This window comes from Pseudomonas sp. P5_152, from assembly GCF_033989915.1.
Lineage (GTDB): Bacteria > Pseudomonadota > Gammaproteobacteria > Pseudomonadales > Pseudomonadaceae > Aquipseudomonas.
The window spans coordinates 3,227,976-3,251,302 of the sequence record NZ_JASFAH010000002.1 but is presented as its reverse complement, the minus strand read 5'-3'; the positions used below and the strand labels follow the sequence as shown (position 1 = coordinate 3,251,302).

The 23,327-nt window shown below is 63.8% G+C and carries 18 protein-coding genes and 1 pseudogene; 11 read left to right on the top strand and 8 right to left on the bottom strand.

Annotated elements, in window-relative coordinates; all coding sequences use genetic code 11:
• Positions 1-98 precede the first annotated feature (98 nt).
• The 10 genes and pseudogenes from QMK50_RS14800 (at position 99) to QMK50_RS14755 (ending at position 14,129) form a co-directional block, all read left to right on the top strand.
• Positions 99-2,306 carry a hypothetical protein gene (locus QMK50_RS14800; RefSeq protein ID WP_320333383.1) on the top strand — a complete coding sequence of 736 codons (2,208 nt, stop codon included), beginning with the start codon at positions 99-101 and terminating at the stop codon, positions 2,304-2,306.
• A gap of 18 nt (positions 2,307-2,324) precedes the next feature.
• Positions 2,325-3,968 (top strand): annotated as a pseudogene (locus QMK50_RS14795) (glycosyl transferase family protein); the annotation flags it as partial.
• A 53-nt stretch (positions 3,969-4,021) separates the two neighbouring features.
• Complete coding sequence (locus tag QMK50_RS14790; protein ID WP_320333382.1) at positions 4,022-6,841, top strand: NfrA family protein; 2,820 nt, start codon at positions 4,022-4,024, stop codon at positions 6,839-6,841.
• Between the two features lie 26 nt (positions 6,842-6,867).
• The gene (locus QMK50_RS14785) at positions 6,868-7,863 is read left to right on the top strand and encodes an alginate O-acetyltransferase AlgX-related protein (protein WP_320333381.1); all 996 of its coding nucleotides are present in this window, start codon (positions 6,868-6,870) and stop codon (positions 7,861-7,863) included.
• 3 nt (positions 7,864-7,866) lie between these two features.
• A complete protein-coding gene (locus QMK50_RS14780) occupies positions 7,867-8,982 on the top strand; it encodes an alginate O-acetyltransferase AlgX-related protein (RefSeq protein WP_320333380.1) in 1,116 nt (371 codons plus the stop codon).
• On the top strand, positions 8,972-10,552 hold the full coding sequence (locus QMK50_RS14775; RefSeq protein ID WP_320333379.1) for an MBOAT family O-acyltransferase: 1,581 nt from the start codon (positions 8,972-8,974) through the stop codon (positions 10,550-10,552). The genes QMK50_RS14780 and QMK50_RS14775 overlap by 11 nt, the downstream gene beginning before the upstream one ends.
• Before the next feature lie 25 nt (positions 10,553-10,577).
• A complete protein-coding gene (locus QMK50_RS14770) occupies positions 10,578-10,823 on the top strand; it encodes an acyl carrier protein (protein WP_095170881.1) in 246 nt (81 codons plus the stop codon).
• 35 nt (positions 10,824-10,858) lie between these two features.
• Positions 10,859-12,331, top strand: coding sequence for an AMP-binding protein (locus tag QMK50_RS14765; RefSeq protein WP_095170879.1), 1,473 nt, complete (start codon positions 10,859-10,861; stop codon positions 12,329-12,331).
• Positions 12,328-12,993: an alginate O-acetyltransferase AlgF gene (locus QMK50_RS14760; RefSeq protein WP_320333378.1), complete on the top strand. Its 666-nt coding sequence runs from the start codon at positions 12,328-12,330 to the stop codon at positions 12,991-12,993. The genes QMK50_RS14765 and QMK50_RS14760 overlap by 4 nt, the downstream gene beginning before the upstream one ends.
• Before the next feature lie 8 nt (positions 12,994-13,001).
• Positions 13,002-14,129 carry an acyl-CoA dehydrogenase family protein gene (locus QMK50_RS14755; RefSeq protein WP_320333377.1) on the top strand — a complete coding sequence of 376 codons (1,128 nt, stop codon included), beginning with the start codon at positions 13,002-13,004 and terminating at the stop codon, positions 14,127-14,129.
• Between the two features lie 18 nt (positions 14,130-14,147).
• Here QMK50_RS14755 and QMK50_RS14750 read toward each other — a convergent pair whose 3' ends face one another.
• From QMK50_RS14750 to QMK50_RS14740, 3 genes are all read right to left on the bottom strand, one after another.
• Positions 14,148-15,152: a DUF4434 domain-containing protein gene (locus tag QMK50_RS14750; protein ID WP_320333376.1), complete on the bottom strand. Its 1,005-nt coding sequence runs from the start codon at positions 15,150-15,152 to the stop codon at positions 14,148-14,150.
• Between the two features lie 72 nt (positions 15,153-15,224).
• The gene (locus QMK50_RS14745) at positions 15,225-15,509 is read right to left on the bottom strand and encodes a type II toxin-antitoxin system RelE/ParE family toxin (protein ID WP_256585536.1); all 285 of its coding nucleotides are present in this window, start codon (positions 15,507-15,509) and stop codon (positions 15,225-15,227) included.
• 20 nt (positions 15,510-15,529) lie between these two features.
• Complete coding sequence (locus QMK50_RS14740) at positions 15,530-15,829, bottom strand: type II toxin-antitoxin system Phd/YefM family antitoxin (RefSeq protein ID WP_095170869.1); 300 nt, start codon at positions 15,827-15,829, stop codon at positions 15,530-15,532.
• 218 nt (positions 15,830-16,047) lie between these two features.
• Between QMK50_RS14740 and QMK50_RS14735 the strand changes: the two genes are divergently transcribed.
• On the top strand, positions 16,048-16,620 hold the full coding sequence (locus QMK50_RS14735) for a hypothetical protein (protein WP_095170867.1): 573 nt from the start codon (positions 16,048-16,050) through the stop codon (positions 16,618-16,620).
• Between the two features lie 3 nt (positions 16,621-16,623).
• Here QMK50_RS14735 and QMK50_RS14730 read toward each other — a convergent pair whose 3' ends face one another.
• The 5 genes from QMK50_RS14730 to pgaA all read right to left on the bottom strand — a co-directional run bounded on the left by QMK50_RS14730 (position 16,624) and on the right by pgaA (position 23,174).
• Positions 16,624-16,803: a hypothetical protein gene (locus tag QMK50_RS14730; RefSeq protein ID WP_095170865.1), complete on the bottom strand. Its 180-nt coding sequence runs from the start codon at positions 16,801-16,803 to the stop codon at positions 16,624-16,626.
• An 89-nt stretch (positions 16,804-16,892) separates the two neighbouring features.
• Entirely contained in the window at positions 16,893-17,336 is a 444-nt protein-coding gene (pgaD, locus tag QMK50_RS14725) for a poly-beta-1,6-N-acetyl-D-glucosamine biosynthesis protein PgaD (protein WP_095170863.1), read from the bottom strand.
• The gene (gene pgaC / locus QMK50_RS14720) at positions 17,333-18,691 is read right to left on the bottom strand and encodes a poly-beta-1,6-N-acetyl-D-glucosamine synthase (protein ID WP_320333375.1); all 1,359 of its coding nucleotides are present in this window, start codon (positions 18,689-18,691) and stop codon (positions 17,333-17,335) included. The genes pgaD and pgaC overlap by 4 nt, the downstream gene beginning before the upstream one ends.
• A gap of 1 nt (position 18,692) precedes the next feature.
• Positions 18,693-20,693 carry a poly-beta-1,6-N-acetyl-D-glucosamine N-deacetylase PgaB gene (gene pgaB, locus QMK50_RS14715; protein ID WP_320333374.1) on the bottom strand — a complete coding sequence of 667 codons (2,001 nt, stop codon included), beginning with the start codon at positions 20,691-20,693 and terminating at the stop codon, positions 18,693-18,695.
• Positions 20,694-20,705: 12 nt separating this feature from the next.
• The gene (gene pgaA, locus QMK50_RS14710; RefSeq protein WP_320333373.1) at positions 20,706-23,174 is read right to left on the bottom strand and encodes a poly-beta-1,6 N-acetyl-D-glucosamine export porin PgaA; all 2,469 of its coding nucleotides are present in this window, start codon (positions 23,172-23,174) and stop codon (positions 20,706-20,708) included.
• Positions 23,175-23,327 lie beyond the last annotated feature (153 nt).

The window sequence follows — 23,327 nt, the reverse complement described above, 5'->3', positions numbered from 1 at the left end:
TGTACTTCGCTTGCCCGACACTCACGCCACCTACCGAGGACGTGAATGCGCAGGGCAGTCGTGAACTTTCACTTTTCAGATGCGGCCGATAACCACGCATGAATACTCCTACGAATCGCCAGCAGTGCCTTACCCTCCTCAAGCAGGTCGTACTCGTCGCACCTTTAGCCGCGCCGCTGATCGCCATGGCGTCGCCCGGCAGCGATGCGTTGCGCACACTGGCCCAGGACGACTGGGTGCAGCGCAGCGTTTCGCTGGCCGACATGGGCATCACCAACCCGGTGGTGCTGCAGGAAAGCGACAACCACCAGTCGTTCTTCCTGCCAGTGCCCAAAGGCGTTGCGCTAGATGCGGCCTCGATCAACATCCAGGGCAACTTCATCAAGGGCGAAGAGGCTCCGGCCGCCCTGCGCCTGTCGGTAGACGGTCGCCCGCTGCATACCCAGAGCGTGACCGAACGCGCAGGGGACCTGGCTAGGCTGCTGCCAGTCGAAGCCCGGCGCCATGAGTCCGGTTTTGTCGATTTCACCATCGACTGGAGCTCGCCCAGCGGCCAACGCCTGTGCGAGCCCACCCGCCAGAGCAACAATGTGCTGACCCTGTCGCCCGACACTGCGCTGACCTATCGCTATTCGATGCGTGGCCTGAATACCCTGGCCGATGCCTGGAGCACGCTGCCGGGCAAACCGGTGATCCTGATCGCCGCCGGCAAGCTGGAGCAAGCCAGTTTCGACAGCACCTGGCGCCTGGGCGTGGCCCTGGAACGCAACGCCAAACGGGCCCAGGTCAAGGCCTTCCCGGCCGTGGGCGACGTGGTCGCTATCGATCAACTGAAGATTCCTGCCGCCTTGAGCACGGTCGCGCCGTTCTCCGCGCTGACGGGCAAAGACCGCCACACCCTGGCCAACGCCGCCGAACTCGGCGCCTTGCTGGTGCTCGACGCACCCGCGACCCGGGCTGACCTGGCAATTGCCGACGCCGCGCTGGTCGGCCAGATCAACACCGCGCTGGATGCCCTGCGCGATCAATTGCAAAACGATGAAGACGCGGTCAAGGCCCTGGGAGAATGGCGTAGCCGGCATGCCAGCGCCGCCCAGAAAGTCCCGGGCAGCCAGCAGATTCAACTGACCAGCCTCGGCCATCAAGCCGTGATCAGCGTGGCCGCCGACGCCGGGGCCAAGGCCGCTGGAGTATTCGATTCGCACTGGCGCAACGTGCTTGTTTCCGCCGAGGCAACCATTCACCAAGCCGGTGAAACCGGGGACGGCAGTGACCGTGAACTGCGTGTCGGCACACTCGGTGGCTCGACCACCGCGTTTGATGTGGTGACCCGTGGCGAGTGGAATGCCGTATTCCCGCTGAGCGCGGTGGCCGTCCAGGGCCGGATGCCCGGCGAGCTGATCCTGGATGTGGCCGCCGCACCAGGGGCGTCGATCACCCTGCCGGTGGCTTCGGTGCTGTGGAACGGGGTCCTGCTCAGTGCCAAGCAACTGAAGGCCGACGGCAAACCCGAGCGCCTGACCGCCCGTGTCCCGGGCTATGCCCTGGGGGTGACCAACAACCTGCAGGTGCGCTTCCAGCGCCAGCCGGTCTCGCCAAACTGCGCCGAAATTCCCCAGGGGTATCCGGTCAACGTGTTGCCGAGCAGCTACCTGCGCTCCTCCGATGCCGAGCCGGACGGCACCTTCGTCGGCCTGCTGCCATTGCTGGCAGGCAATGCCCAGGTAATCGTGCCGAAGACCGCCCTGGATACCCCGGCGGCCAACCTGCGCCAGATCATCCGCCTGGCCAGCGCCGCATCGATATCACCGGTCAATGCCGAACTGACCCTGGCCGACAGCAGCCAGCCGTTCAAACCAAGCAAGCCATTCCTGTCACTGGATGTGCCGCTGGAAGGGGCCAAGCCGCTGATCGATGTCAAAGACTTGCAGCGCTTGCGTGCCGGTGGTGACGACAAACGCCTGCTTGACCTGACCGGTCCGCAACCGCTGAGCGCGGCGTCGGTGGTCGACTCGAACAGCCAGCACGGGGTGGTCTGGTATGCCTTGGGCGACCAGGTGCTGACCCCGGGGGCACCGTTCGTGTTCAACCAGGGCAACGCCGTAGTGCTGGGTGTGGACGGTCCGCTGACTTGGGTCGATACCTCCGAGCCTGGGCTGGTCCAGTCGATGGGCCTTGGCGAATCGCCGTTCCATGAGTGGCGCAAGTACCTGGCGTGGGCCCTGCCGCTGTTTGCTGCGGCCCTGCTCGGTTTGCTGGTACTGGGTGTTCTGGCGCGTCGCCACAAAAAGAAACAAGGCTTGTAACGACCACGGGAACAGCTCATGTCCTCGCTCTACCTGCCGTATCTGCTTGCGGACTACTACCACATCCTGGAGATCGTGACGGTCATCGTGGGCGTGCTGATCATGCTCTCCAGCCTCGATGACCTGTTCATCGATGGCTGGTACTGGGTTCGCCAGGCGTACCGTTCGCTAATGGTCAAGCGCCGCTACAAGGCGCTGACGGCCGAACAACTGCGCTCCAAGCGCGAGCAACCGCTGGCGATCATGATCCCGGCCTGGCTCGAGTACGACGTGATCGCGCCGATGCTCGAGAACATGGTCGGGTCGCTGGAGTACAAGAATTACTCCATCTTCGTCGGCACCTACTGCAACGACGCACGCACCATTGAAGAAGTGGAACGCATGCGTCGGCGCTACAAGCAGTTGATCCGCGTCGAAGTCCCCCACGATGGCCCGACCTGCAAGGCCGACTGCCTGAACTGGATCATCCAGGCGATCTTCGCCCAGGACCTGCGCCAGCCCGAGCCGTTTGCCGGGGTCGTCCTGCATGACAGCGAAGACGTGCTGCATCACCTGGAGTTGCACTACTTCAACTACCTGCTGCCGCGCATCGACTTCATCCAGCTGCCGGTCACGTCCCTGGAGCGGGATTGGTATGAACTGGTGGCCGGTACCTACATGGATGAATTCGCCGAGTGGCACACCAAGGACCTGGTGGTGCGTGAAAGCATGTCGAAAATGGTCCCGTCAGCGGGCGTCGGCACCTGTTTCTCGCGCAAGGCCCTGCTCGAACTCTCGGCAGAGACCAACAACCAGCCGTTCAACACCGCCACCCTCACCGAGGACTACGACATCGGTGCGCGCCTGGCACGGCGCGGCATGAAGCAGATCTTCGGCAAATTCCCGGTCGACTACATCGCCAGACGCGCCAAGTGGTTCGGCCACGGTGAAGCGAAGATGGTCGCGATTCATATGCCACTCGGCGTACGCGAGTACTTCCCCGACACCTTCCGCACCGCCTATCGGCAGAAGGCCCGCTGGACCCTGGGGATCGGCCTGCAGGGCTGGAGCCAGGTTGGCTGGGAAGGTTCGCTGGCGACCAAGTACCTGCTATATCGCGACCGCAAGGGCCTGGTGACTTCCTTCGTGGCAATTGTTGCCTACATCCTACTCGCCCAGCACCTGCTGTTCATGGTGATGACCTCGATGGACTGGTGGACGACCTACTACCCATCGGTGTTCAGCCCCCACAGCGGGCTGATGCAGTTGATGTGGGCCAACGGCATCCTGTTGAGCCTGCGGGTGCTGCAACGCGGGTATTTCGTCGGCCGCCTGTATGGCTGGGAACACGCGCTGTTGTCGGCACCGCGGATGATCATCGGCAACTTCATCAATGCCATGGCCGCCGCGCGGGCCTGGCGCCTGTACCTGGGCCACCTGTTCCTCGGCAAGCAGTTGGTCTGGGACAAGACCATGCATGACTTCCCGTCCTCCGACCAACTGGTCCAGCAACGCCTGCGCCTGGGGGATCTGTTGATGTCCTGGCGGGCGATCGACCAGGAATCCCTGAACAAGGCACTGCAAGCCCAGGCCGCCGAACACAAGCCCCTGGGGCAGATCCTGCTCGAGCACGGCTACCTCGACCAGGCCACCCTGAGCGAAGCGATCTCATTCCAGAACGACACGGGCCAGCCAGTTGCTGCCGGTCCCACTGAACAACGCTCCTCAGAGACGCCATGATCCCTACTTCGCGTTTACTTCTGCTCACCGCAGCCTTGCTCTGCAGCTCGACGCTCCTGCCGCTGCCGGTGTCGGCCGCCGCCTATGAGGCGCCCCTGGAGGGCGAAGCCTGGCAACAGGCGGACCTGGCGTACAAGAGTTACCAGGCCGGCCGTTACCGCGATGCGCTGGAGCAGGTGAATGCCGCGCTGAAACTGCGGCCCGATGTGGTGCGCCTGAACCTGTTGCAGGTCTATACCCTGCAAAAGCTCGGACGCATCACTCAGGCACGCCAGGCCGCGCAGGCGGCGATCAAACGCGGCGTTGACGACCCGGCACTGCGCGCCACCGTGAAAAACCTGCAACCCAAGACAGCCGCCGCCACCGGCCGCGGACCGTCGGCGGCCTATCAGCGTGGCTTCCCGCTGGCGACCAAAGGGTATGCCGCCTACAACGCCGGCGACATGCCCGCCGCCGCCCGGGATGGCGAGCAAGCCTTCCGCGCTGACCCAAGCCAGGGCACGTGGGCCCTGCTCTGGCTCGACGCGCTGGAGGCCCAGGAGAAATGGCCCGAGGCGGTGAGCGCCGCCGACCAGGTGATCGCCCTGAACCCGCCGAACAAAAGCGACATCGAGGCCCGCCGCACCATGTTGCAGCGGCGCATGGCCGTACGGCCGACCCAACTGGCCTACCAGGCACTGATCACCAACCAGCCTGCCGAAGCGGCCAGGCTGGCCCGCGAGGCCGTGAACCTCGCGCCGGACCTCACCAGCCAGCGCCTGTTGCTGGTCACCGCTTTGCTCCAGGATAAACAGCCCGCCGCCGCCGAGCAGGCGGCCACTGAGGCCCTGGAACAGAACGACGAAAACACCGTGATGCTGGTGATGCGTGCGTACCTGCGCCAGCTCCAGGGCAAGAAAGACTCAGCCCGTGGCGACTTCGACGAGGCCATGGCCCAGGATTGGCTGGACGACGATCAACGCCGCAACGTGCGCCTGATCGCAATCGACGGCGCGCTGGCTTCCGGTGACACCGCCCGCGCCGAACAACTGCTCGGGCCAATGGACGCCAGCGACGAAGCCGTCCTCAAGCGCCGGGAAATCCTCGCCGAGGACAACAAGCCAGCGCCCAAGCTGACCACCACGCTCTACCCCGCGCCTGCCCAGTCATGCCATGACACACCCTATGGCACCCAGTGCGAATTGTTGCCCTCCGACCAGGTCACCGGTCCGGCTGGCCCTGCCACCGAAGCCTACGCCGCCTATGGCCGGCAGGACTATCAGGAAGCAATCAAGCAATCGCGCCTGGCCGTGGAACAAGCACCAGACAACCCCGACTATCAGCGCCTGTTGACCACGTCCCTGGCCTCGGGCAACGCGGCCCAGGCCGCCGAGGCCGAGCAGCGCCTGACCCGCGCCCTCGCCGCTTCGCCAAACGACGCCGACCTGTTCATGCAGCGCGGCTACGTGCGCCAGCGCAATCGCCAGCCGGACCTCGCGCTCCAGGACTTCAGCGCTGCACGGGCCACCGGCAAGGCGCCGCCGACGGTGATCCTCAACGAGGCCTATGCCCAGTCGGCCATGGGCGACAACCCGGGAGCCGTGAAGAAACTCAAGAAAGCCATCGACATGGCCGACGCCAACCAACTCGAACTGGATGACCAACAGCGCTACAACACCCGTGGCGCCATTGCCGGACTGGATCGTGAATGGGGCGCGACCGTGTCGCTCGGCTATCGCGGGGCACAACCCACCACCAACAGCAGCGGTGCCGGCTTGAGTACCGCAGGTGATTCGCTGTTCAGCACCTCCGAGCTGTACTGGCGACCCACCCAGTTCAATGACCAGAACGGTATTCTCGAGGTCTACGGGCGGCTGACCAACACCCTGTATGACGAAGGCAGCGAGTTCGAGTCCAGCCAGTTCGTCGACCCCTGCAGTGGCAGGACGACCCTCGACAACCGCGACAGCAATGACCGCACCAACGGCTCAAGTACCACCTCCGGCTTCCCGAGCACCATCGGTTCGCTGGGGGTGCGCTACATGCTGGCCGATACCGGTTTTACCTTTGGCCTGGAGCGCCGGTTTTTCCTCGGCTCGGCGACCCGTGAAGGCACCGTCTACCCGTCCAAGCGCGGCGACCAATGCGCGATCCAGAACGCGATCCAGGAGCAGAACGAAGCCAACGCAGCCACCAACAGTCCCGCGATCAACGGCATGATGACCCGCTATCAACTGGACAGCGATGCCGGCGGCTGGCTCTCGTACATCACCTACGGGTTCTACAAAGGCACTGAGCTGCGCACCAATGAATCCAACTGGTTCACCATGGATGGCTACGCACAGCTGGGGTATGCCTGGGAAGACAACGACGCGACCTTCACCGCCTATGACGTGGACAACCAGGGCAGCCGTACCCGGCAACTGGCCAAGACCGATGGCCAGCTCAAGCGCCAGCAAGTGTTCGCCAGCAGTGAGCTGCGGGTCGGTCGCAGCCTGCGCTTCGACCAACTGGGGCCCAACGTGGTGGTGTTCCCGCACATCGTCGGGGCCGTGGACTGGATCTGGCAGAAAGACCAGGCCACCGGCCTGGACTTCGGTAAAAACGATCAAATCGACCTGAGCAACGTCAGCCAGGACTGGTCACTGACCAATGACGCCACCTCATGGTCCATGGGGGTCGGCCCCGGCGTTGCGGTTCGCTACTGGTTCCGCGAAGACCACTACAACGCTCCACGCTCCTCCCTGAGCTGGTCCATGCAGTACCGCTACCCAATTGGCGGTGGTGCTACGGAACGGGCCAAAGGGCTGTTCATGAACCTGATTTTTTCCTATTGAGCCCCCTAGTCATAAGGACCTTTGCCATGTCACTTGCACGTCTGGTCACCCAACCACTCAAACGCCTGGGCGCCCCCCTGCTCGGCATGACGCTGGCACTGTCGATGGCTACCGCGCACGCCGAAGACTCCGCGCTGGTGATTCGCGGCAGCGATGGCTGGCTGTTTCCGGGCTGGGGCAGCCTGACCGTGGTCGACAACAAGGCCATCGACACCAACACCGCGCTGATCAATGACGCGCGCCAGGCCCTGGCCGCCCGTGGCGTGAAACTGCAGGTCCTGCTGCTGCCGGACAAGACCCTGTTCTATCAAGACAAGCTGCCGGCCGACAAAGCCCTGAGCCCGCAAGTCAAACAGCGCTACCAGACGATTCTCGGCAAGCTCAAGCAGGCCGGTATCTCGACGTTCGACGACGCCGCCGTACTGAGCCAACTGAAGAACTCGGGCAAGGACGTGTTCTACCGCACCGACCAGCACTGGACCCAGCCCGCCGCCGACGCCACCGCCGTGGCCACTGCCGAGCAGATCAAGCGCGACGTGCCGAACCTCAAGGGCAATCCCGGCACCGGCATGGCCCTGGGCAGCGAGTTCAAGGAGCGTCGCTATGGCGACCTCGCCGAGCGCTTCCTGACCGAAGAGCAACGCAAGGCCACCGGCCGCGAAACCTTTGTCGTGCGCCGCCAGGACACCACCGGCGGCCTGCTGGATGCCGCACCGGCACCGGTGCATGTCACCGGGCACAGCATGGTGCAGCCGTACTTCGGCTTCCCGCAGAAACTGTCGAATGCCCTCGACCGCCCGGTGTCGGTGAACTGGAAGCCGGGCAACATCGGCCACTGGACCATGCTCCTGGAATACCTGGAATCAGCCGACTTCAAGAAAAACCCACCGCAGGTGCTGGTGTGGCAAATGTTCGAGCCGAGCTACGCCTACGGTCCGCAAGCGTCGGGCATGTGGGACAACGCCTCGATCATGAGCGACAGCGCCTGGCGCCAACGCCTGCATGGCGCACTGGGACGCTGATCGATGGCAAACGAGCAAAAACCAGTCTCGCACCGCATGAGCGCCGCCGCGATCATCGGCCTGCTGCTGGTCGGGCAGGCGGTCGGCATCTGGATGCTCCTGCACGCCAAGCTCGAGCCAGGACAACTCAAACCCTCGGCCTGGGTTGACGGTTCGGCCGGCCAGGTGCTCGGACACGTGATGAAACTGCCGCTGCAGGACGAGGCAGACACCATCAGCTCGGCGGTGCGTTATCGCTTCCTCGGTGACTTGGGCGCGCAGGTGGTCCAGGGTTGCCCGAACTGGCTGTTCTATCGCGACGGCCTGCGCGCGCAACCCGGGGTGCACGACGCCTATGAAGCCCGGGTGCGCCTGATGCAGCACTGGGTCGGCGACCTGCGTGCACATGGCCTGCAAGTGCTGGTGGTGACGGTGCCAGACAAGTCGCGGGTGCAGACCGAAGGCCTTTGCGGCCTGCAACAGAGCACCCAACTGCAGGCCCGCCTGCAGGGTTGGCAAGCCCGCCTGGCGCGTGCCGGCGTACCCCACAGCGACCTTTTTCCCGCACTGGCCCAAGGCAACGAGCCGCGCTTTTTCCACACCGATGTACACATGACGGCAGTCGGCGCTCAAGCAGCCGCCGAAGTGGTTGGGACGCAGGCCGTGGAACTGCTGGGGAGCAAGGGCAGCCAGGCGTTCAACGTTTCGCCCCCAGGCCCCGCCGTGCCGCGCATGGGCGACCTGATCAGCTTGGCCGGCCTGGAACAGGCCAGCCCGACCTGGCGCCCCGCCCTCGACATGGCGCAGCCGGTGAGTATCGAACCGCTGCGCAGTGGCGGCCTGCTGGATGACACGCCTCCCGTGGAAGTGCTGCTGGCCGGCAGCTCCAACGGCCGGCGCAGTGAGTTTGCCGAACGCCTGGGGATCTCCCTGGGGCGCCAGGTGTGGAACCAGAGCATGGACGGTGGCCAGTTCTCCGGCGCGTTGCTCGCCGCCCTGGCCAAACGTGACAAATGGCCTACCAGCCTCAAGCTGGTCATTTGGGAGTTTTCCGAGATGGCCCTATCCCTGCCGCTGACGGCCGACGAACGCGCCGTGCTGGCCACATTGCCTAAGCAACAGGACGACCATGCTCTTTAACTCCTATCTCTTCCTCTTCCTGTTTCTACCGGTCACCCTGGCGGCCCACTACCTGTTCAGCGCCATCAGCCCGCGGATGGCCGCCGTATGGCTGTGCATCACCTCGCTGGTGTTCTACGGCTGGTGGAACCCGCAGTTCGTGATGTTGCTGATCGGCTCGATCGCCTTCAACTATGCAATCAGCCAGGTCATCCTCAGCACCGCCCACCGACCGCGCCTGCAACTGGCCGTGGCCACAATCGGGGTGGCGGCGGACATCGCCCTGCTGATCCACTACAAGTACTTCGTCACCTTGATGAACTTCGCCCACGACTGGGGGTTTGGCAGCGGTCGCCTGGACGACATCATCCTGCCGCTGGGCATCTCGTTTTTCACCTTCACCCAGATCGGCTTCCTGCTCGATTGCCGCGCCGGCATCGTCAAGGAACGCAGCCTGCTCAGCTACGTGCTGTTCGTCACCTTCTTCCCGCACCTGATCGCCGGGCCGATCCTGCATCACAAGGAAATGATGCCGCAGTTCGCCAAGCGCGAAACCTACCGTTTCAACGCCGAGAACCTCAGCGTCGGCGGCATGCTGTTCGTCATCGGCCTGGCCAAGAAAGTGCTGTTGGCCGACCCGATCGCACCCTACGCCGATGCCGGTTTCGCCCAACCGGGCGAGTTGCAGTTCTGGGCCGCCTGGGGCACGGGCCTGGCCTATGCACTGCAGCTGTACTTCGACTTTTCCGGCTACTCGGACATGGCCCTGGGGTTGGCGAAGATGTTCGGCATCCGCTTCCCGCTGAACTTCAACTCGCCGTACAAGGCCAGCAGCATCATCGAGTTCTGGGCGCGCTGGCACATGACCCTGACCCGCTACCTGACCGCCTACCTCTATTACCCGGTGGCCATGGCGGTGTCGCGCTACCGCACCAAGCGCAACCTGCCGGTGGGCACCCAGGGCGTGTCGAGCCTGGGCGGGTTTGCCGCCACCATCATCCTGCCAACCGCCTTCACCATGGGCCTGGCCGGCATCTGGCACGGCGCCGGGTTGCAGTACCTGATTTTCGGCCTGATGCACGCCGCCTACCTGTCGATCAACCACGCCTGGCGCATCTTCGTGGTGGGCCGCACACCGGTCGCCGCGCGCAAGGACAACCGCCTCAAGGAAGCCGGCTACGTCCTGCTGACCTTCGCCGTGGTGATCATCGCCCAGGCATTCTTCCGCGCCGAGGACACCGAGGATGCGCTGCGGCTGGTGGAGGGCATGCTGGGCTTGCGCGGGTTCGACAGCCTGCCGAACGTGGTTTACCCGGCGCAGATCGCCTGGGGCGACGCCTGGCGGATGTTCATGGGCCGCCACCTTGCTATCTTCCATATCATCGCCCTGCTGTGCGTGGTCTGGTTCCTGCCCAACTCGCACCAGATCATGGGCACCTTCTCACCGGCACTGGCCAAGGCGCAGCCGACCGGACCGGCCTTCCTGCGCTGGGCCCCGACGTTCAAATGGCTGGTGATCCTGGCGGCGTTGCTGTTTCTGTGCCTGATGAACCTGCACAAGGAAGCGCGCTTCCTGTACTTCCAATTCTGATCAATGACTAGCGGAGCATGACCTCGTGAGCACACCCAATGCAGCACTCGTAACCCAACTCGGCGAGATCGTCGCCAACGTGATCCAGTCCACCGTTGAACCGGACGATCTGCTGATCGAATCCGGCCTGGTCGACTCGCTGACGGCCGTGGATATCGTGCTGGCGGTGCAAAAGGCCTTTGGCTGCAAGGTTCCACCAACCGAAATCGAAGAACACCTGGAGTCGGTCAACGCTCTGGCCGCCTTTGTCGAGGAAAACCAGAAAGCCTGACGGCCCGCGCCGTCCCTCACTACTCAGGGGGCTGTATGTATTTTGACTTTGATCGATGTGATTTCGCCGAACAGGATCAGGCCACCACAGCGCCCGCGCTGAGCGACGCCCAGCACCAGATCAGTTGGGCCGGGTTGCTGGCGGCTACCGATGCCTGGCAGCACCGCGCACGGGCGGCTGGCGTGCTGCCGGGCCACGCGCTGGTGATCAGCGGACACAAGGAGATCGAGTTTGTGGTGGCCATGCTCGGCTGCCTGCGCCTGGGCATCACCTACGTGCCCGTCGACAGCATCAACCCACCTGAGCGCCTGAAGCTGATCACCGAACGGGTCGCCGCCGCCCAGTGCTACAACGCCACCCTCAATCGTTTTGAAGCAGGTGCCGCAGTCTGCGCGCCGCTGGCGGAGCCGGGCATCGCCTACATCATGTTCACCTCGGGCAGTACCGGTGAACCCAAGGGCGTACAGATCGGTCGTGACAGCGTCGCGCTGTTCGCCAGCTGGATCCGCGACTGCCTGGCACTGGGGCCGCGTCCGGCGTTCATGAACCAGATGCTGTTCAGCTTCGACTTCTCGCTGTTCGACCTGTGTGGCGCGCTGGCCCTGGGTGGCGCCTGCGTACTCTGCCCACGGGAGACCATCGCCGCGCCCGACGCCTTCGTGCGCTACCTGGCCGATACCGGGGTGCAGGTCTGGGCGTCGACGCCGGCCTTCGTCCGCCAGCAGTTCCTCAATGACGATTTCAACCAGGCCCACCTGCCACAGCTGGGGGTCTTCGTGTTCGGCGCCGAGTCGCTGTCGCCGGCCATGGCCGAGCAGCTCTGGGCGCGTTTTCCCGACGCGCGCATCATCAATTCCTATGGCCCGACCGAAGCGACCTGCTCGACCACCTGGGTCGAAATCAAGCGCCCCCTGGATGGCGCCCGCAATCCGCTGTCGATCGGCCGGGCCAAGCCCTATGCCGAGGTATTCCTCGACGACGGGGAGATCTGCATCGCCGGCGACCACGTCATGCGTGGCTACCTCGGACGACCTGACCTGACCGCCAAGAGCCTGTTCCTGCACAACGGCAAGCGCGCCTATCGCACCGGCGACATTGGCGAAATCGACGAGCAGGGCCTGGTGTACTTCCATGGCCGGCGCGACGACCAGATCAAGCTCAACGGCTACCGCATCGAGCTGGGTGAGATCGATGCCGCGCTGGCCAGCCTGCCTGGCGTCCACGCGGCCGCCACGATTGCCCTGCGCCGTCCCGATGGCAGCCTGGTGCGCATGATCGGCTTCGTCTCCTCCCCCGAAACCCTGGAGCCCGGGGTGATCGGCCCCTTGCCGGAGCAGTTGCACGACTGGAAACAAACCCTCGGCGAACGCCTGCCGCACTACATGGTGCCCTCGGAACTGGTGGCCTGCGGACTGTTCCCCACCAACGTGTCCGACAAGGTCGACCGCAAGCGCCTGGAGTCCCAATACCGGGAAACGCGCATGAAACCCACCAAGGAGCAACCATGAACCCGCGTGCCTTTACCCTTCGCGCCACCCTGCTGCTGGGCACTTGCCTGGCAGGCCCGGCCATGGCCGAAGGCGTCCTGGCCCAGCTGTACGCGCCCCGCCCTCCGGCGGGCTCAGCCTTTGTCCGGGTGGTCAACCCGAGCGCCGAAAGCCTCAAGGTGCAAATCAGCAACGGCACCATGCAAGCGATCGGTCCAAGCCAACTGGCCAGCAGCTATGCAATCGTCAAGGGCAACGAAGCCTTCAGCGTGACCCTCGACGGCAAGCCCGCAGGCCAACTGCAAGTGGCGCCGGACAGCTTCAACACCCTGGTACCGCAGGATGGCAAGTTGCAGGTGCTGGACGACAGTGCCGGCAGCGAAGACGCCCTGAAAGCCGAACTGCGCTTTTATAACCTGGCGAGCGATTGCCCCAAAGGCAGCCTGGCAGTGGCTGACGGCGGCCCGGTATTGTTTGCCGACGTAGCCCCACTCAGCACTGCTGCGCGTGCCATCAACCCGGTGAGCGCGTCACTGAGTGCCGGCTGTGGCAAGGCCACGGCCGAGAAACTGGCGTTGCCGCAACTCAAGCCCGGTGATCACTACAGCCTGTTCCTCACCGGCAGCGCTGCGGCGCCCGTGCTACGCGGGCAACTGAGCAGCACCGACCTCTACGCGAAATAGGCCTCCCCATGCGCAAGATATTCCGCGAAGACCACCTGCTGTTTCGCGAGCAGGTGCAACGCTTCATCGCCGAGCGCATCGTGCCGCGCTACGACCAATGGGAAACCGCTGGGGTGACCCCGCGCGAACTGTGGCGAGAGGCCGGCGAGCAAGGCCTGCTCAATTCAGCGCTGCCGGCACCCTATGGCGCCGACGGTGATTTCGGCCACGCCGTGGTGGTCATCGAAGAGCTGGCGCGGGCCAATTGCCTGGGCATCGGCTTCTCGATTCACTCGGACATGGTCTCGCCTTATCTCTGGAACCTCGGCACCCAGGCGCAGAAAGACCGCTGGCTGCCGGCAATGGCCAGCGGCGAGGTCATCGGCGCGATTGCCATGACCGAGCCCGGTGCCGGCAGCGACGTCAAGGCGATCCGCACCCGTGCGGTACGCGATGGCGAGGACTTCGTGCTCAGCGGGCAGAAGACCTTCATCACCAATGGGGTCAACGCTGGCCTGGTGATCGTACTGGCCTGCACCGACCCCGAACTGGGCGCTCGCGGCCTGTCGTTGCTGTGTGTCGAAGAAGGCTTGCCCGGCTTCAGCAAGGGCCCGGCCATGCGCAAGATCGGCCAGCACGCCCAGGACACCTGCGAGCTGTTCTTCGATGAAGTGCGGGTGCCGGTGGATTGCCTGCTCGGTGAATTGAATGCCGGATTCCAATACATGAGTCACGAACTGTCCCGTGAACGCCTGGCCATCGCCCTGCGGGCCGCGGCGTCGACCGAGGGCATGCTCGAACAGACCAAGGAGTACACCCGGGGTCGCAAGGTGTTCGGCAAGCGCGTCATCGACTACCAGAACAACCGCTTTGTCCTGGCCGATGCCAAGGCTCGCCTGACCATGCTCCGGGTATTCCTCGACGACTGCGCGCTGCAACTGATGGAGGGCAACCTGGACCCGGTGGTCGCGGCCATGGCCAAGCTCAATGCCACCGAGATGCAGGGGCAGATTCTCGACGAGTTGCTGCAGTTGTATGGCGGTTATGGCTACAGCGCCGAGTACGGCATTGGCCGCGCCTGGGCCGATGCGCGGGCGCTGCGGATCTTCGGTGGCACCAGTGAAATCATGCGCGAGATCATCGGGCGCTCACTCTGAGCCCTGCTGGCGCCAACCTCAGGAGCGCGCCTTGAGCCACTGCTGGCGCAAGCGTTGCGCCTGGGGGTCGGTACCGGTCGCCCAGGGATCGACGGCAAACGCGATGATGCGTTCCGCGCCCGTGGTCTGGGCCCACTCCAACTGACGCTGGACCCGCGGGTAGTCTGCCGAAACTGCCTTGAAGTCAGTGCCGTCGTTACGCGCTGACGGCAGTTGCTCGAACAGTTCGACAATCACCTCGAACTTCACCCCACGCTGACGCAGGTACTGCAGCAGCGGTTCGATCGCCTTGAGGTTGTTCCAGCCCGCCACCCCCACGCCGTCCTGCACCATGGGCCGCAGCTGGGTGCGGGCCAGCAGCGATTGCCACAGTTGCACCAGGCTGCCGTCGGTCTGCAGGGTGCTGTAGTAGGTGGAGATGGCCGGGACACCATGACCGGCGTTCTGCGACACCCCCGACAAGGCCGTCAGCCATTTGCCCAGGCGCTCCTGTCGGGCGGGTTCGGTCCAGTGGTACTGCTCGATTTCGTACGGGATGTACCAACCGGCAAACTGCTCATGCGCGGACCACGGCGCCTCGCGCATGTAGCGACTCGCCGCCTGCAAAGACCCACTGAAGAACGCGGCCTGGGTCGGCTCGTCAGTGGCCGACAGCGCCTGCCACCAACCATTGTCGTAAGGCAGGCCGATACGCACTTTCATCCCATGCTCGCCGGCGGTGTCCAGCAGGTCCTGCATCACCGGGTCTGGGAGCATCCAGTCCGGCTCGTCCCCGCCGAGCAACCCCACCCACTGCAGCACCAGCTCATCACAGCCCAATTCAGCCATGGCCGCCATACGCGTCGCCCACTGATCGCGGCTGAATTCGGCGTGGCTTTTCCAGATCTGCAGGAAAGTGGCGTCCATCTGCGGCTTGCGCGAGCAGCCGCCTAGCGGACCGAGCAAGGCCAGCACCGGTGCACAAGCCGCCAGTCGCAAGAGCTGCCGCCGACCTTGGCATGGCGGGTTCAATGGATTGGGCATTGAGGTCTCACTGACTGGGGCTGTGGGAGCATCTGCATGCAGGGGACTTCATCATAGCGACTTGCGTGTGCGCTAAAGGTTCTGGTCGTCGATTGCGAACTGACGCCCGAGGTCCCGCGCGCTGTGTAAAACACGCTCTATCAGGATGCCTTGCCCGCTCACGCTATAAAAGATCAGGTAGCGTCCATGGGTAAGCATGCGCAGACCTTTGGCGCAGTCTTCACGCGCAACGCCCAGATCCGGCTGCTCAATCAGTAATAGACTGCGCTGGCGCAGCTCATCAACAAAGGTTCGAGCGCGGGTGCGATTGTCTCGAGCGATATAGCGGGCAATGTGTTGTAGATCGTCGCGCGCCATGGCGCTGAACGACAACTGCCTCACGGACGGCCTGGTTCAGCCGTGACCTGCTCAACGATCGCGTCGAGCTCGGCGAACATCGTGTCCGCGTCTATTGCCGGCCGAGGGTCAGTCCGGCTGGCCGCTATCGCTTCGCGTATTTGCGCGGCATGCAAGCGCTCCAGCAACGCCTGATAAGCCGCATGGGGTAAAAGATAAGCTGCGGGGCGGTTATGATTGAGTATTGCCACAGCCTCAGACCCCGCCAGCTCGATTACAGTACTCGGGCTGCGCTTGAGTTCGGTGATGCTGACTGAGCGGCTAGCGAGTAGTTGCTCCATGAGCAAACTCCAAGGTACTAAAAAAGGTACCTGATAGTGCTCGATTTAGCGCGAGCGGGTCAACGCACATCTGACCGGCTGCGTGCCACACAGAGGGGCCGGATCCAGTTTCGCCCGCAACCCAGGAGGCGAAAATGTTTAGACCCCCCTTTCAACCAACAAGGATTGGCCCGTCGCCAATTGAGTGATTTTTGCACGGACGGTTTTTCGCAGTACTCATGGCCCTGGCCCTGCTGGCAGGCTGTTCGACCACGCCGCCGCGGGACCAGGGCAACATTTGCAGCATCTACCGCCAGTACCCCGACTGGTATGAAGACACGCTGAAAATGGAGCAAGCCTGGGGCCTGCCGCCTCATGTGGCGATGGCGATCATCAAGCAGGAAAGCAGCTTCGTGGAGGACGCCCTGCCCCCTCGTGACTATTTCCTGTGGGTGATTCCCTGGGGTCGGGTCAGCTCGGCCTATGGCTATGCCCAGGCGCAGGATCCGGTGTGGGGCGAGTACAAGAGCGCAACCGGCAATGGCGGCTCGCGGGACAATTTTGACGACGCGGTGATGTTCGTCGGTTGGTACGCCGCCGGCACTCAGCGCCAGCTAGGGATTTCCAAGTGGGATACCTACAGCCAGTACCTGGCCTACCATGAGGGGCGTGGCGGGTTCAGCCGCCAGAGTTACCGGCAAAAACCCTGGCTGATGCAGGTGGCGCGCAAGGTTGAGCAACAGGCGAAAAACTACGGCTGGCAACTCAAGCAATGCCGGGCCGAACTGGAGAGCAATCGCAGCTGGTGGTAGGGGTCAAGCCTGGGGGTCGGGATCATCGCCAGCGTCCGGCGCGCAGGATGGCTCGTCGTCATCCTCCTCATCGTCGTCATCCAGCAGAGAGTCCTTGCGGGCTTCAGTAATTGCCCGGCGCATTTCTTCGCCCTTGACCGGGCAATTGAGCAATTGGGCAATGCGGTCGATACGTTGTGTCACAGCTGGCCTCCAACTCGCCAGGATTTGCCTCGATAGTGCGCGCTTTCACCGATCGACGCCAATCCCTGTACGTTCAGTTGCCCGGGTATCTATTGGTAATTGCACTGATCGAGACGTAAATAACCCGTGACCACCTGGCTGATATCACCGGCCTCGTCATTGTGGATCACCATGACCCCGGGCCGACGCAGCTGCATCAGGAGCTCGTTGCTCAGGCGAAAGCTTGCCTGCAAGCCATGGTCACCTACCACCGGTGCCGCTTTTCGGCGACGCGCGAAGCCTTTGCTCCTGCGCTGCTGGTAACGAGCCCAGGCAATCAGCAGCACGGCATTGAGCAGGGCGACCCAGACGTAGAGTTGCAACGTACCGAGGGCGTCGAGCACCGAGACTTCAATGCGCGGTCCAGTGTGTGTATTGAGCAACGGCCACAGGCCGCGCACCAACAGGTAGCTCAGGCCGACCCAGGCCAGCAGCGTGAAAAAAGCGTCGAGCACGACCAGGAAAGGCCGTTGCCGGGTTCTGATGATTTTCATTGTTCGAGCACCTCGTCATCGTCGTCGTTCAGCGGTTTGATCCCACGATCCGGGCTGACCCAGCGCGCGCGCTTCTGGTGTTGACCAAACAGCACCTTGGGGAAGCTCACCAGGGTCGTCAGCAGGCTGATGAACCAGAACACCAGGGGATACCAGACCACCCAGAACATGGTTTTCCACAGGCCCCGCTCGTAACGCCGGTCGATCAGAATGCTGACCGCGAACTGCAGCAGGCAGACCATCGCCAGCACCAACCCGGTGAAGGCCGGTGGCAACAAGTGATGCACGGCAATGGCTTCGGGCATTTCGACGAATTTGCCGACGGCCCAGAAAATCACCGAGAGCAGGAAGGTGAAGGCCCAGCCGGTCGATAGGCAGTACTCGAACAGCAAGGGCCAGAGATAACGATGGCGGTATTGCCAGATGCCGCGGATGTTCTTGAACAGCACCTCGGCACCGCCCTGCGCCCAGCGCAGCCGCTGCTTCCACAAACCTGCGAGAGTTTCCGGCATGAGGATCCAGCACAAGGCGCGCGGTTCGTAGAAGATGCTCCAGTGATCCAGTTGCAGCTTCCAACTGATGTCGATGTCTTCGGTGATCATGTCCGGGCTCCAGTAGCCAACCCGATCCAGCGCCGAACGACGGAATGCGACAATCACCCCGGACACCGTGAAGATCCGTCCGAACACCCGCTGCGTGCGCTTGATCAAGCCGATGATCGACGAAAACTCACCCACCTGGACCCGTCCCACCAGGGTCGAGCGAGTGCGAATCCGCGGGTTGCCGGTCACTGCACCGAGCCGGGCGTTGTCCAGCATCGGCGCCACCAGGTAAGCCGCAGTGTCCGGTGCGAGCAACGCATCACCGTCAATGCACACCAGGTACTCGCTGCGCGCAGCGATCGCTCCCATGCGCAGGGCCACCGCCTTGCCCTGGTTCTGTGCCAGATGCAGTACGCGCAATCGCGGGTCCTGCACCGCCAGGGCATCGAGGACGGCAGCGGTGTTGTCGCTGGAACCGTCGTTGATGGCGATCACTTCGATGTTCGGGTAGTGCTGGCCTAATGCGGCATGAATGGTATCGGCCGCGTTGTCGCCCTCGTTGTAGCAAGGGATCAGGATCGAAATCAGCGGTTCACCGGCCAGCGGCGGTGGCAACGTGTCTTTGCCCCAGGGCCAGTGACGTTCCCAGTGCAGCCAGAAATACAGGCCGCCGGCGATCCACAGTCCGGACATGAACAGCGGATAGAAAAACACGAAGTCCATCAAAAATTGCCCGGTAACCAGGAAAATCACGCCCAGGGGAATCCCCAGCACGATCGCCAGTACCAACACGGCTAGCAGTCTGTCCAGCATGTCAGCGATTCCACTTGTTGGAGAGCGCGGGGCGCACAGTTTTCAGGTCCGGCTGGTTCTCGAGGAAGTTGTCGGGGTAGTAGCCAAAACTCGTGGCACCCTCGCGCTTGAGACGCGCCATCCAATCCGCCAGTTGTTGACTGCTCAGCGGCGCGGACGCATCGCTGCGGTTCCAGTCGCGGGCCTGCAGTTCGAACACCGTGCGCTGCAAGGCGCCGGGGCGGGACTTGACCGTGGCCACCAGGGATTCCAGCCAGGCACCGGACTGCTCATGGGTCTTGCCCTCCATCAGCGGCATGGCCATGGGGGCAGTCCAGTCGTAGGCGCCGAGGAAATCATCGAGGTTCTGCGCAAACCAGGCTTCGCTCGGCGGATTGAGCATCGGCTCGGCGAACAGGTTGCGCGCTGTGCGCACCTGCGGCCCGCGGATGGCGCGGACCCTGGCGGTGAGTTCGTGGGTGAAGTCGATCAGGTAGCGACTCTTGAAGCGCGTCCAGCGCTGCATCGTGGCCGGATCGCCACGCAGTTGGGCGATCGATCCCGGCAAGCCGTTGGCGGCATAGACCTGCAAGGCTTGTGGACTGGCGTCTTCGAAATCCGAGAGCAAGGCGTCATCGTGGTAGAGAATGCCGTCGACCGAGGTCAGGCGCGCCACGTCCTCATAGAGCTCGCCGATGATCCGTCGCACGTTGGGATCGAACGGCGACAGGCGTTGGTACTGGCCAGGGTCAACCGAGGCCTGGCCGCTGTCGGGATCCCAGCGGGTCACCCGAGGCAAGGCGGGATCGAGGGCAAAGCTGAGCACCGGCATCCAGGCAAAGACTTTGACGTTGGCCCGGGTACGCAACTGCCAGGCGACACGATCGAAGAGGTCGGCGCGCACCGGCAGATGGCGGTTGGGGAAGTACAGCGAGTGCACCAGCCCATCGCCCTTGGGATCGGCGAACGCTTGCAGGAACACCGTGTCCGCGCCCATGTCGGCCATGCGCTGGATCAGTTTGCCAAGGTTGCTGTCCTGCTGCGCCGGGTCCGGGTCGTAGACGTTGTCCAGATCGACATGCACCACGCGCATCGGCGCCTTCGATTGCACGCCGACGATGCTGTTGGCGAAATGCTCGCCGTCCGGGTCCGAGGCCACCAGATAACGCGGGCTGCTCATCAGGTCAGCCAGGCTGTCGAGACCGTCGTCGAGGGTCAACGCCATCTGGTAGCCCTGCTCGTCCACCACCTGTAGCGCGCTACCGTCGGCGGCGCCGTACGGCCAGACCCAGACCCGTGGCGCGTAGCCGGTGACCGCGCGAATTTTCGCCGAGATAGCAACCACGTCACTGCGCAAACGAGCCTGGAACTCGGCCTCTGTCTCGTAACGCTGAGTCAGCGCGTCGTAGCGACGGGTCGCCGCCGCTGGCTGCAGGTTTCCTTGCGGGTTGGCCAGCACGCCCTTGTGACTGGCATCGGTGTGGGCGGCAATTTCCACCAGGCCGGAACGCGAGACTTCGCGAATCTGCTCCCAGGTCAGGAAGTCCGAGCGCTGGCGTGGAGTACCGGCAAAATCCACCGGTTGATTGAGCGGTGTGTCGATCCAACTGCCGACCGGAGCCAGCAAGGCAGGCCAGCGATAAGCACGCAGCACCGGCATGACCCGGGTATAGAAGCTCGAATAGCCGTCATCGAAACTCAGCAGGATCGCCTTGGCTGGCAGCTCGGGGCCACCCTTGCGGGCCGCCATGATCTGGTCGACGGTCACCGCCTGATAGTGATTTTCCCGCAGCCAGGCCAATTGCTCGATCAAGCGTTCGGTGCGCACAGCGACCACCGCCTGGTCGGGATCGCGGTCCTCGACATCGTGATAGGCAATGCCCAGCACATGGTTTTTCGGCCAGGGCTGTTCACTGGCTGCCAGCGGTCGTTGTGAGGGCGGCACAAATGCTGGGGCCTGCTGGGCGCAGGCGGTGAGCAACAGGACCCCCTGCAGCAGGATGCAACGTGTGATTGCAAGCATGGGCAAACTCTTCTAGAAGCGGTAGGTGAGGTCGATGATCAGGCGCAGATCGCTCTCGCGATCGCCGTCATAGGGCCGGTTGAGCCAGCTCAACGCGGCACCCGCCTCGAATACGTCGTTCCAGCTGACGCGCTGGCCGTAACTGAGCAGACCGATGGCCCCCGTGCCGTAATCACGCTGGCTGTAGGTACCGGCACCGGCCTGGAACTGCTGGCTCCAGGCGGTTTCGTAACGGTGATAGAGCACGTGATTGGCGCTCAGCGTCGGCAGCACGCTGAGGTCGGACTTGGGATTGAAATACGGCACATCGGCGTTCTTCGAGTTGTGGCTGCTGCCCACTTCCAGACCCGCATCGACTTGCAGGCCTGGCGTGCTGTACACGCCCTCGCGCCCCGTCAACAACGCCTCGAACCGGCGATTGCCATCACTCAAGCGCGACGGGCTGAGCGCCAGCTGCCACTCACGACTTTCATTGCCACGCCAGCGCAGGAAAGCACTGCCGCCATTGGCCGTGATGTCACTGTTCAGGGCCCGTAGCGGCGTATTGGCCGACAGATAGTCGAGGCTAGCGCCGTACTGCCAGTGATCGTCGATGTCACGAGCCGCCGCCAGGCGTGCACCGGTCTTGTTGCCATAGCCGTACGAGTGATTGGAGATTTCCGTTTCCAGGGTCATGTCGCGCGTCCGCCGCTCCACACCCACGCGCTGCCAGCGATGGTGACCGGTGCCTTCCTGGAAGTCGCCGGTGGCGTAGCCGGCACCACCGAACAGTCGCCAGTCCTCATCGATCGGTGGGCTATAGAGCACTGTTTCAATGCCCAGGTCGCGGCTGCCGTTGACCGCGCCGGCACCGCTGTCTGCGCCGCCGTAACTCTTGCCGCCATAGGCCGAGACCCGCAGTTCAGCCATGTCATGAACTTCACGCAGACGCTGCAGACGCTGGACCTGGCGGTTGTCCGGGTAGCGCGCCACCACGTCGTCGGTCAACGCATCCAGTTGCCGCCACTCCTGCAAGTCCAGTGCGGTATAGCCCTGCCCGACTTCCAGGCCAACGTCGCGTGGCGCCATGCTTTCGGTTTCCTTGAGCTGGGACTCCGCACGACGCGGCCAGTCACGGGCGCGGTACAGGTCTGCCTGGGCCAGGCGCAGGCCGATATTCCCCGGGCCCTGTTCGACCAAGGCCGCCAGGCGCTGCTCGGCCCCGGGCAAATCCGCCCCATAGGTGCCGGCCTGGGCCGCCAGTTGCTGCGCATCCATCCACTCATCATTGGGGTTGCCCACCGGCAAGCCCTTGAGCTCGACCCGTGGGTTCTGGCTCTGGGCCAGGCTGTCGGCGAGCTCGCGCGCTTGTTCCGGTTGATCGTTTTCCAGCAGGGCGTAGTACAGCGCCGTGCTGTCTTCCAGGCGATCACCCTGGTCGGCATCGGGTGCCGCCAGAACCTGGCGGTACATATCGACGGCCACTTCCGGCTGACGCTGATCCAGATAGGAGGCGGCCACCCAGCGCAGCGCATAGGTGGGAATGGGCACACCTTCGCCAATCAGTTGTTGGTAGTCATGGATAACCTCGGCGGTACGCGCACGCGCCTTGAGCGCACCCAAGCGGTCGATACGCCAGCGCCGCACGTCATCGCGTGCCTGGGCGTCGGCGCTCCAGGTTCGGATGAGCTGGTCGTAGTCGGCCAGGGCACGGTCGGCAATAACGTAGCGCTCCTTCTCGCTGCGCGTGGCCAGCTCCGCCAGGCGCACCCGCTCGGCCGCCACATCGCCCTCGATACGCCGCAACAGTGTCGGTTCGATCAACCCCGGGCGCTGACGCGCCAGGCGTAGCGCCGGTTCCGGTAAACGCGCACGCTGCAGGGCGAACACATATTCGCGGGCGACTTCAGGCGTGCTCCCTGCACGGACGAACGCCTGGTCGTACTCGAACAAGGCGTCGTAGGTCGCCCCGGCGCGGGTCAGGGCATAGGCCAGTGCCAACCGGCGATGCGGATCCCCGGGCTTGGCGGCCACCAATGCTTTGGCGCGGTTGACCGCGTCACCCGGTTGACCGGCATCGGCCTGAACCAGCGCCAGCCCCAGCTGCACGTCGGCGTTATCGGGGTCGCGCTCCAGCGCCCTGCGATACAGCGCGGCGGCCTCATCCCAGCGCTGTAGATTGCGGTAGGCACGCGCGGTGGCGGTCAGCGCCTGGAGGGGCAATTGCCGCTGGCGGGCCTGGGTTTCATAAACCTTGACGACTTCGCTGTCGAGGCCCGCCCAACTGGCGATCTGCAGATGATCGCTGAGCTGGCTTGTGGATAACTGCTTGTCGGGAACCTGGCGCAGCACGCTCAATACCGGCCCGTAGTTGCCCGCACGGGCCTGGCGCACCAGGTCATCGTATGCCGTGTCGGCAACCGCCAGGGTCGGCCAGAGCAACTGGCTGCAAAGCGCTACGCGAACAATCGGGCGCAGGTGGGGATGGAGGGTACGCAACATTCGCAGGTTTCCTGTACGAGGAAAGCTGGAGCGATGGGTTTTCCCCCTGATGGCAACACCATCAGGCGGCCAGTGCCTGATGACACGGCCAAGCTATCCTGCGATGCAGTCTTCCATGGCGAGGGTAGGCAAAAGACGAATCCGCATATTTCT

Excerpts from the sequence above, each read along its gene's own strand:
- QMK50_RS14800 (WP_320333383.1), top strand. The coding sequence starts at position 99 with ATGAATACTCCTACGAATCGCCAGCAGTGCCTTACCCTCCTCAAGCAG.
- QMK50_RS14790 (WP_320333382.1), top strand. The coding sequence starts at position 4,022 with ATGATCCCTACTTCGCGTTTACTTCTGCTCACCGCAGCCTTGCTCTGC.
- QMK50_RS14785 (WP_320333381.1), top strand. The coding sequence starts at position 6,868 with ATGTCACTTGCACGTCTGGTCACCCAACCACTCAAACGCCTGGGCGCC.
- QMK50_RS14780 (WP_320333380.1), top strand. The coding sequence starts at position 7,867 with ATGGCAAACGAGCAAAAACCAGTCTCGCACCGCATGAGCGCCGCCGCG.
- QMK50_RS14775 (WP_320333379.1), top strand. The coding sequence starts at position 8,972 with ATGCTCTTTAACTCCTATCTCTTCCTCTTCCTGTTTCTACCGGTCACC.
- QMK50_RS14765 (WP_095170879.1), top strand. The coding sequence starts at position 10,859 with ATGTATTTTGACTTTGATCGATGTGATTTCGCCGAACAGGATCAGGCC.
- QMK50_RS14760 (WP_320333378.1), top strand. The coding sequence starts at position 12,328 with ATGAACCCGCGTGCCTTTACCCTTCGCGCCACCCTGCTGCTGGGCACT.
- QMK50_RS14755 (WP_320333377.1), top strand. The coding sequence starts at position 13,002 with ATGCGCAAGATATTCCGCGAAGACCACCTGCTGTTTCGCGAGCAGGTG.
- QMK50_RS14750 (WP_320333376.1), bottom strand. The coding sequence starts at position 15,152 with ATGCCCAATCCATTGAACCCGCCATGCCAAGGTCGGCGGCAGCTCTTG.
- QMK50_RS14745 (WP_256585536.1), bottom strand. The coding sequence starts at position 15,509 with ATGGCGCGCGACGATCTACAACACATTGCCCGCTATATCGCTCGAGAC.
- QMK50_RS14740 (WP_095170869.1), bottom strand. The coding sequence starts at position 15,829 with ATGGAGCAACTACTCGCTAGCCGCTCAGTCAGCATCACCGAACTCAAG.
- QMK50_RS14735 (WP_095170867.1), top strand. The coding sequence starts at position 16,048 with ATGGCCCTGGCCCTGCTGGCAGGCTGTTCGACCACGCCGCCGCGGGAC.
- pgaD (WP_095170863.1), bottom strand. The coding sequence starts at position 17,336 with ATGAAAATCATCAGAACCCGGCAACGGCCTTTCCTGGTCGTGCTCGAC.
- pgaC (WP_320333375.1), bottom strand. The coding sequence starts at position 18,691 with ATGCTGGACAGACTGCTAGCCGTGTTGGTACTGGCGATCGTGCTGGGG.
- pgaB (WP_320333374.1), bottom strand. The coding sequence starts at position 20,693 with ATGCTTGCAATCACACGTTGCATCCTGCTGCAGGGGGTCCTGTTGCTC.
- pgaA (WP_320333373.1), bottom strand. The coding sequence starts at position 23,174 with ATGTTGCGTACCCTCCATCCCCACCTGCGCCCGATTGTTCGCGTAGCG.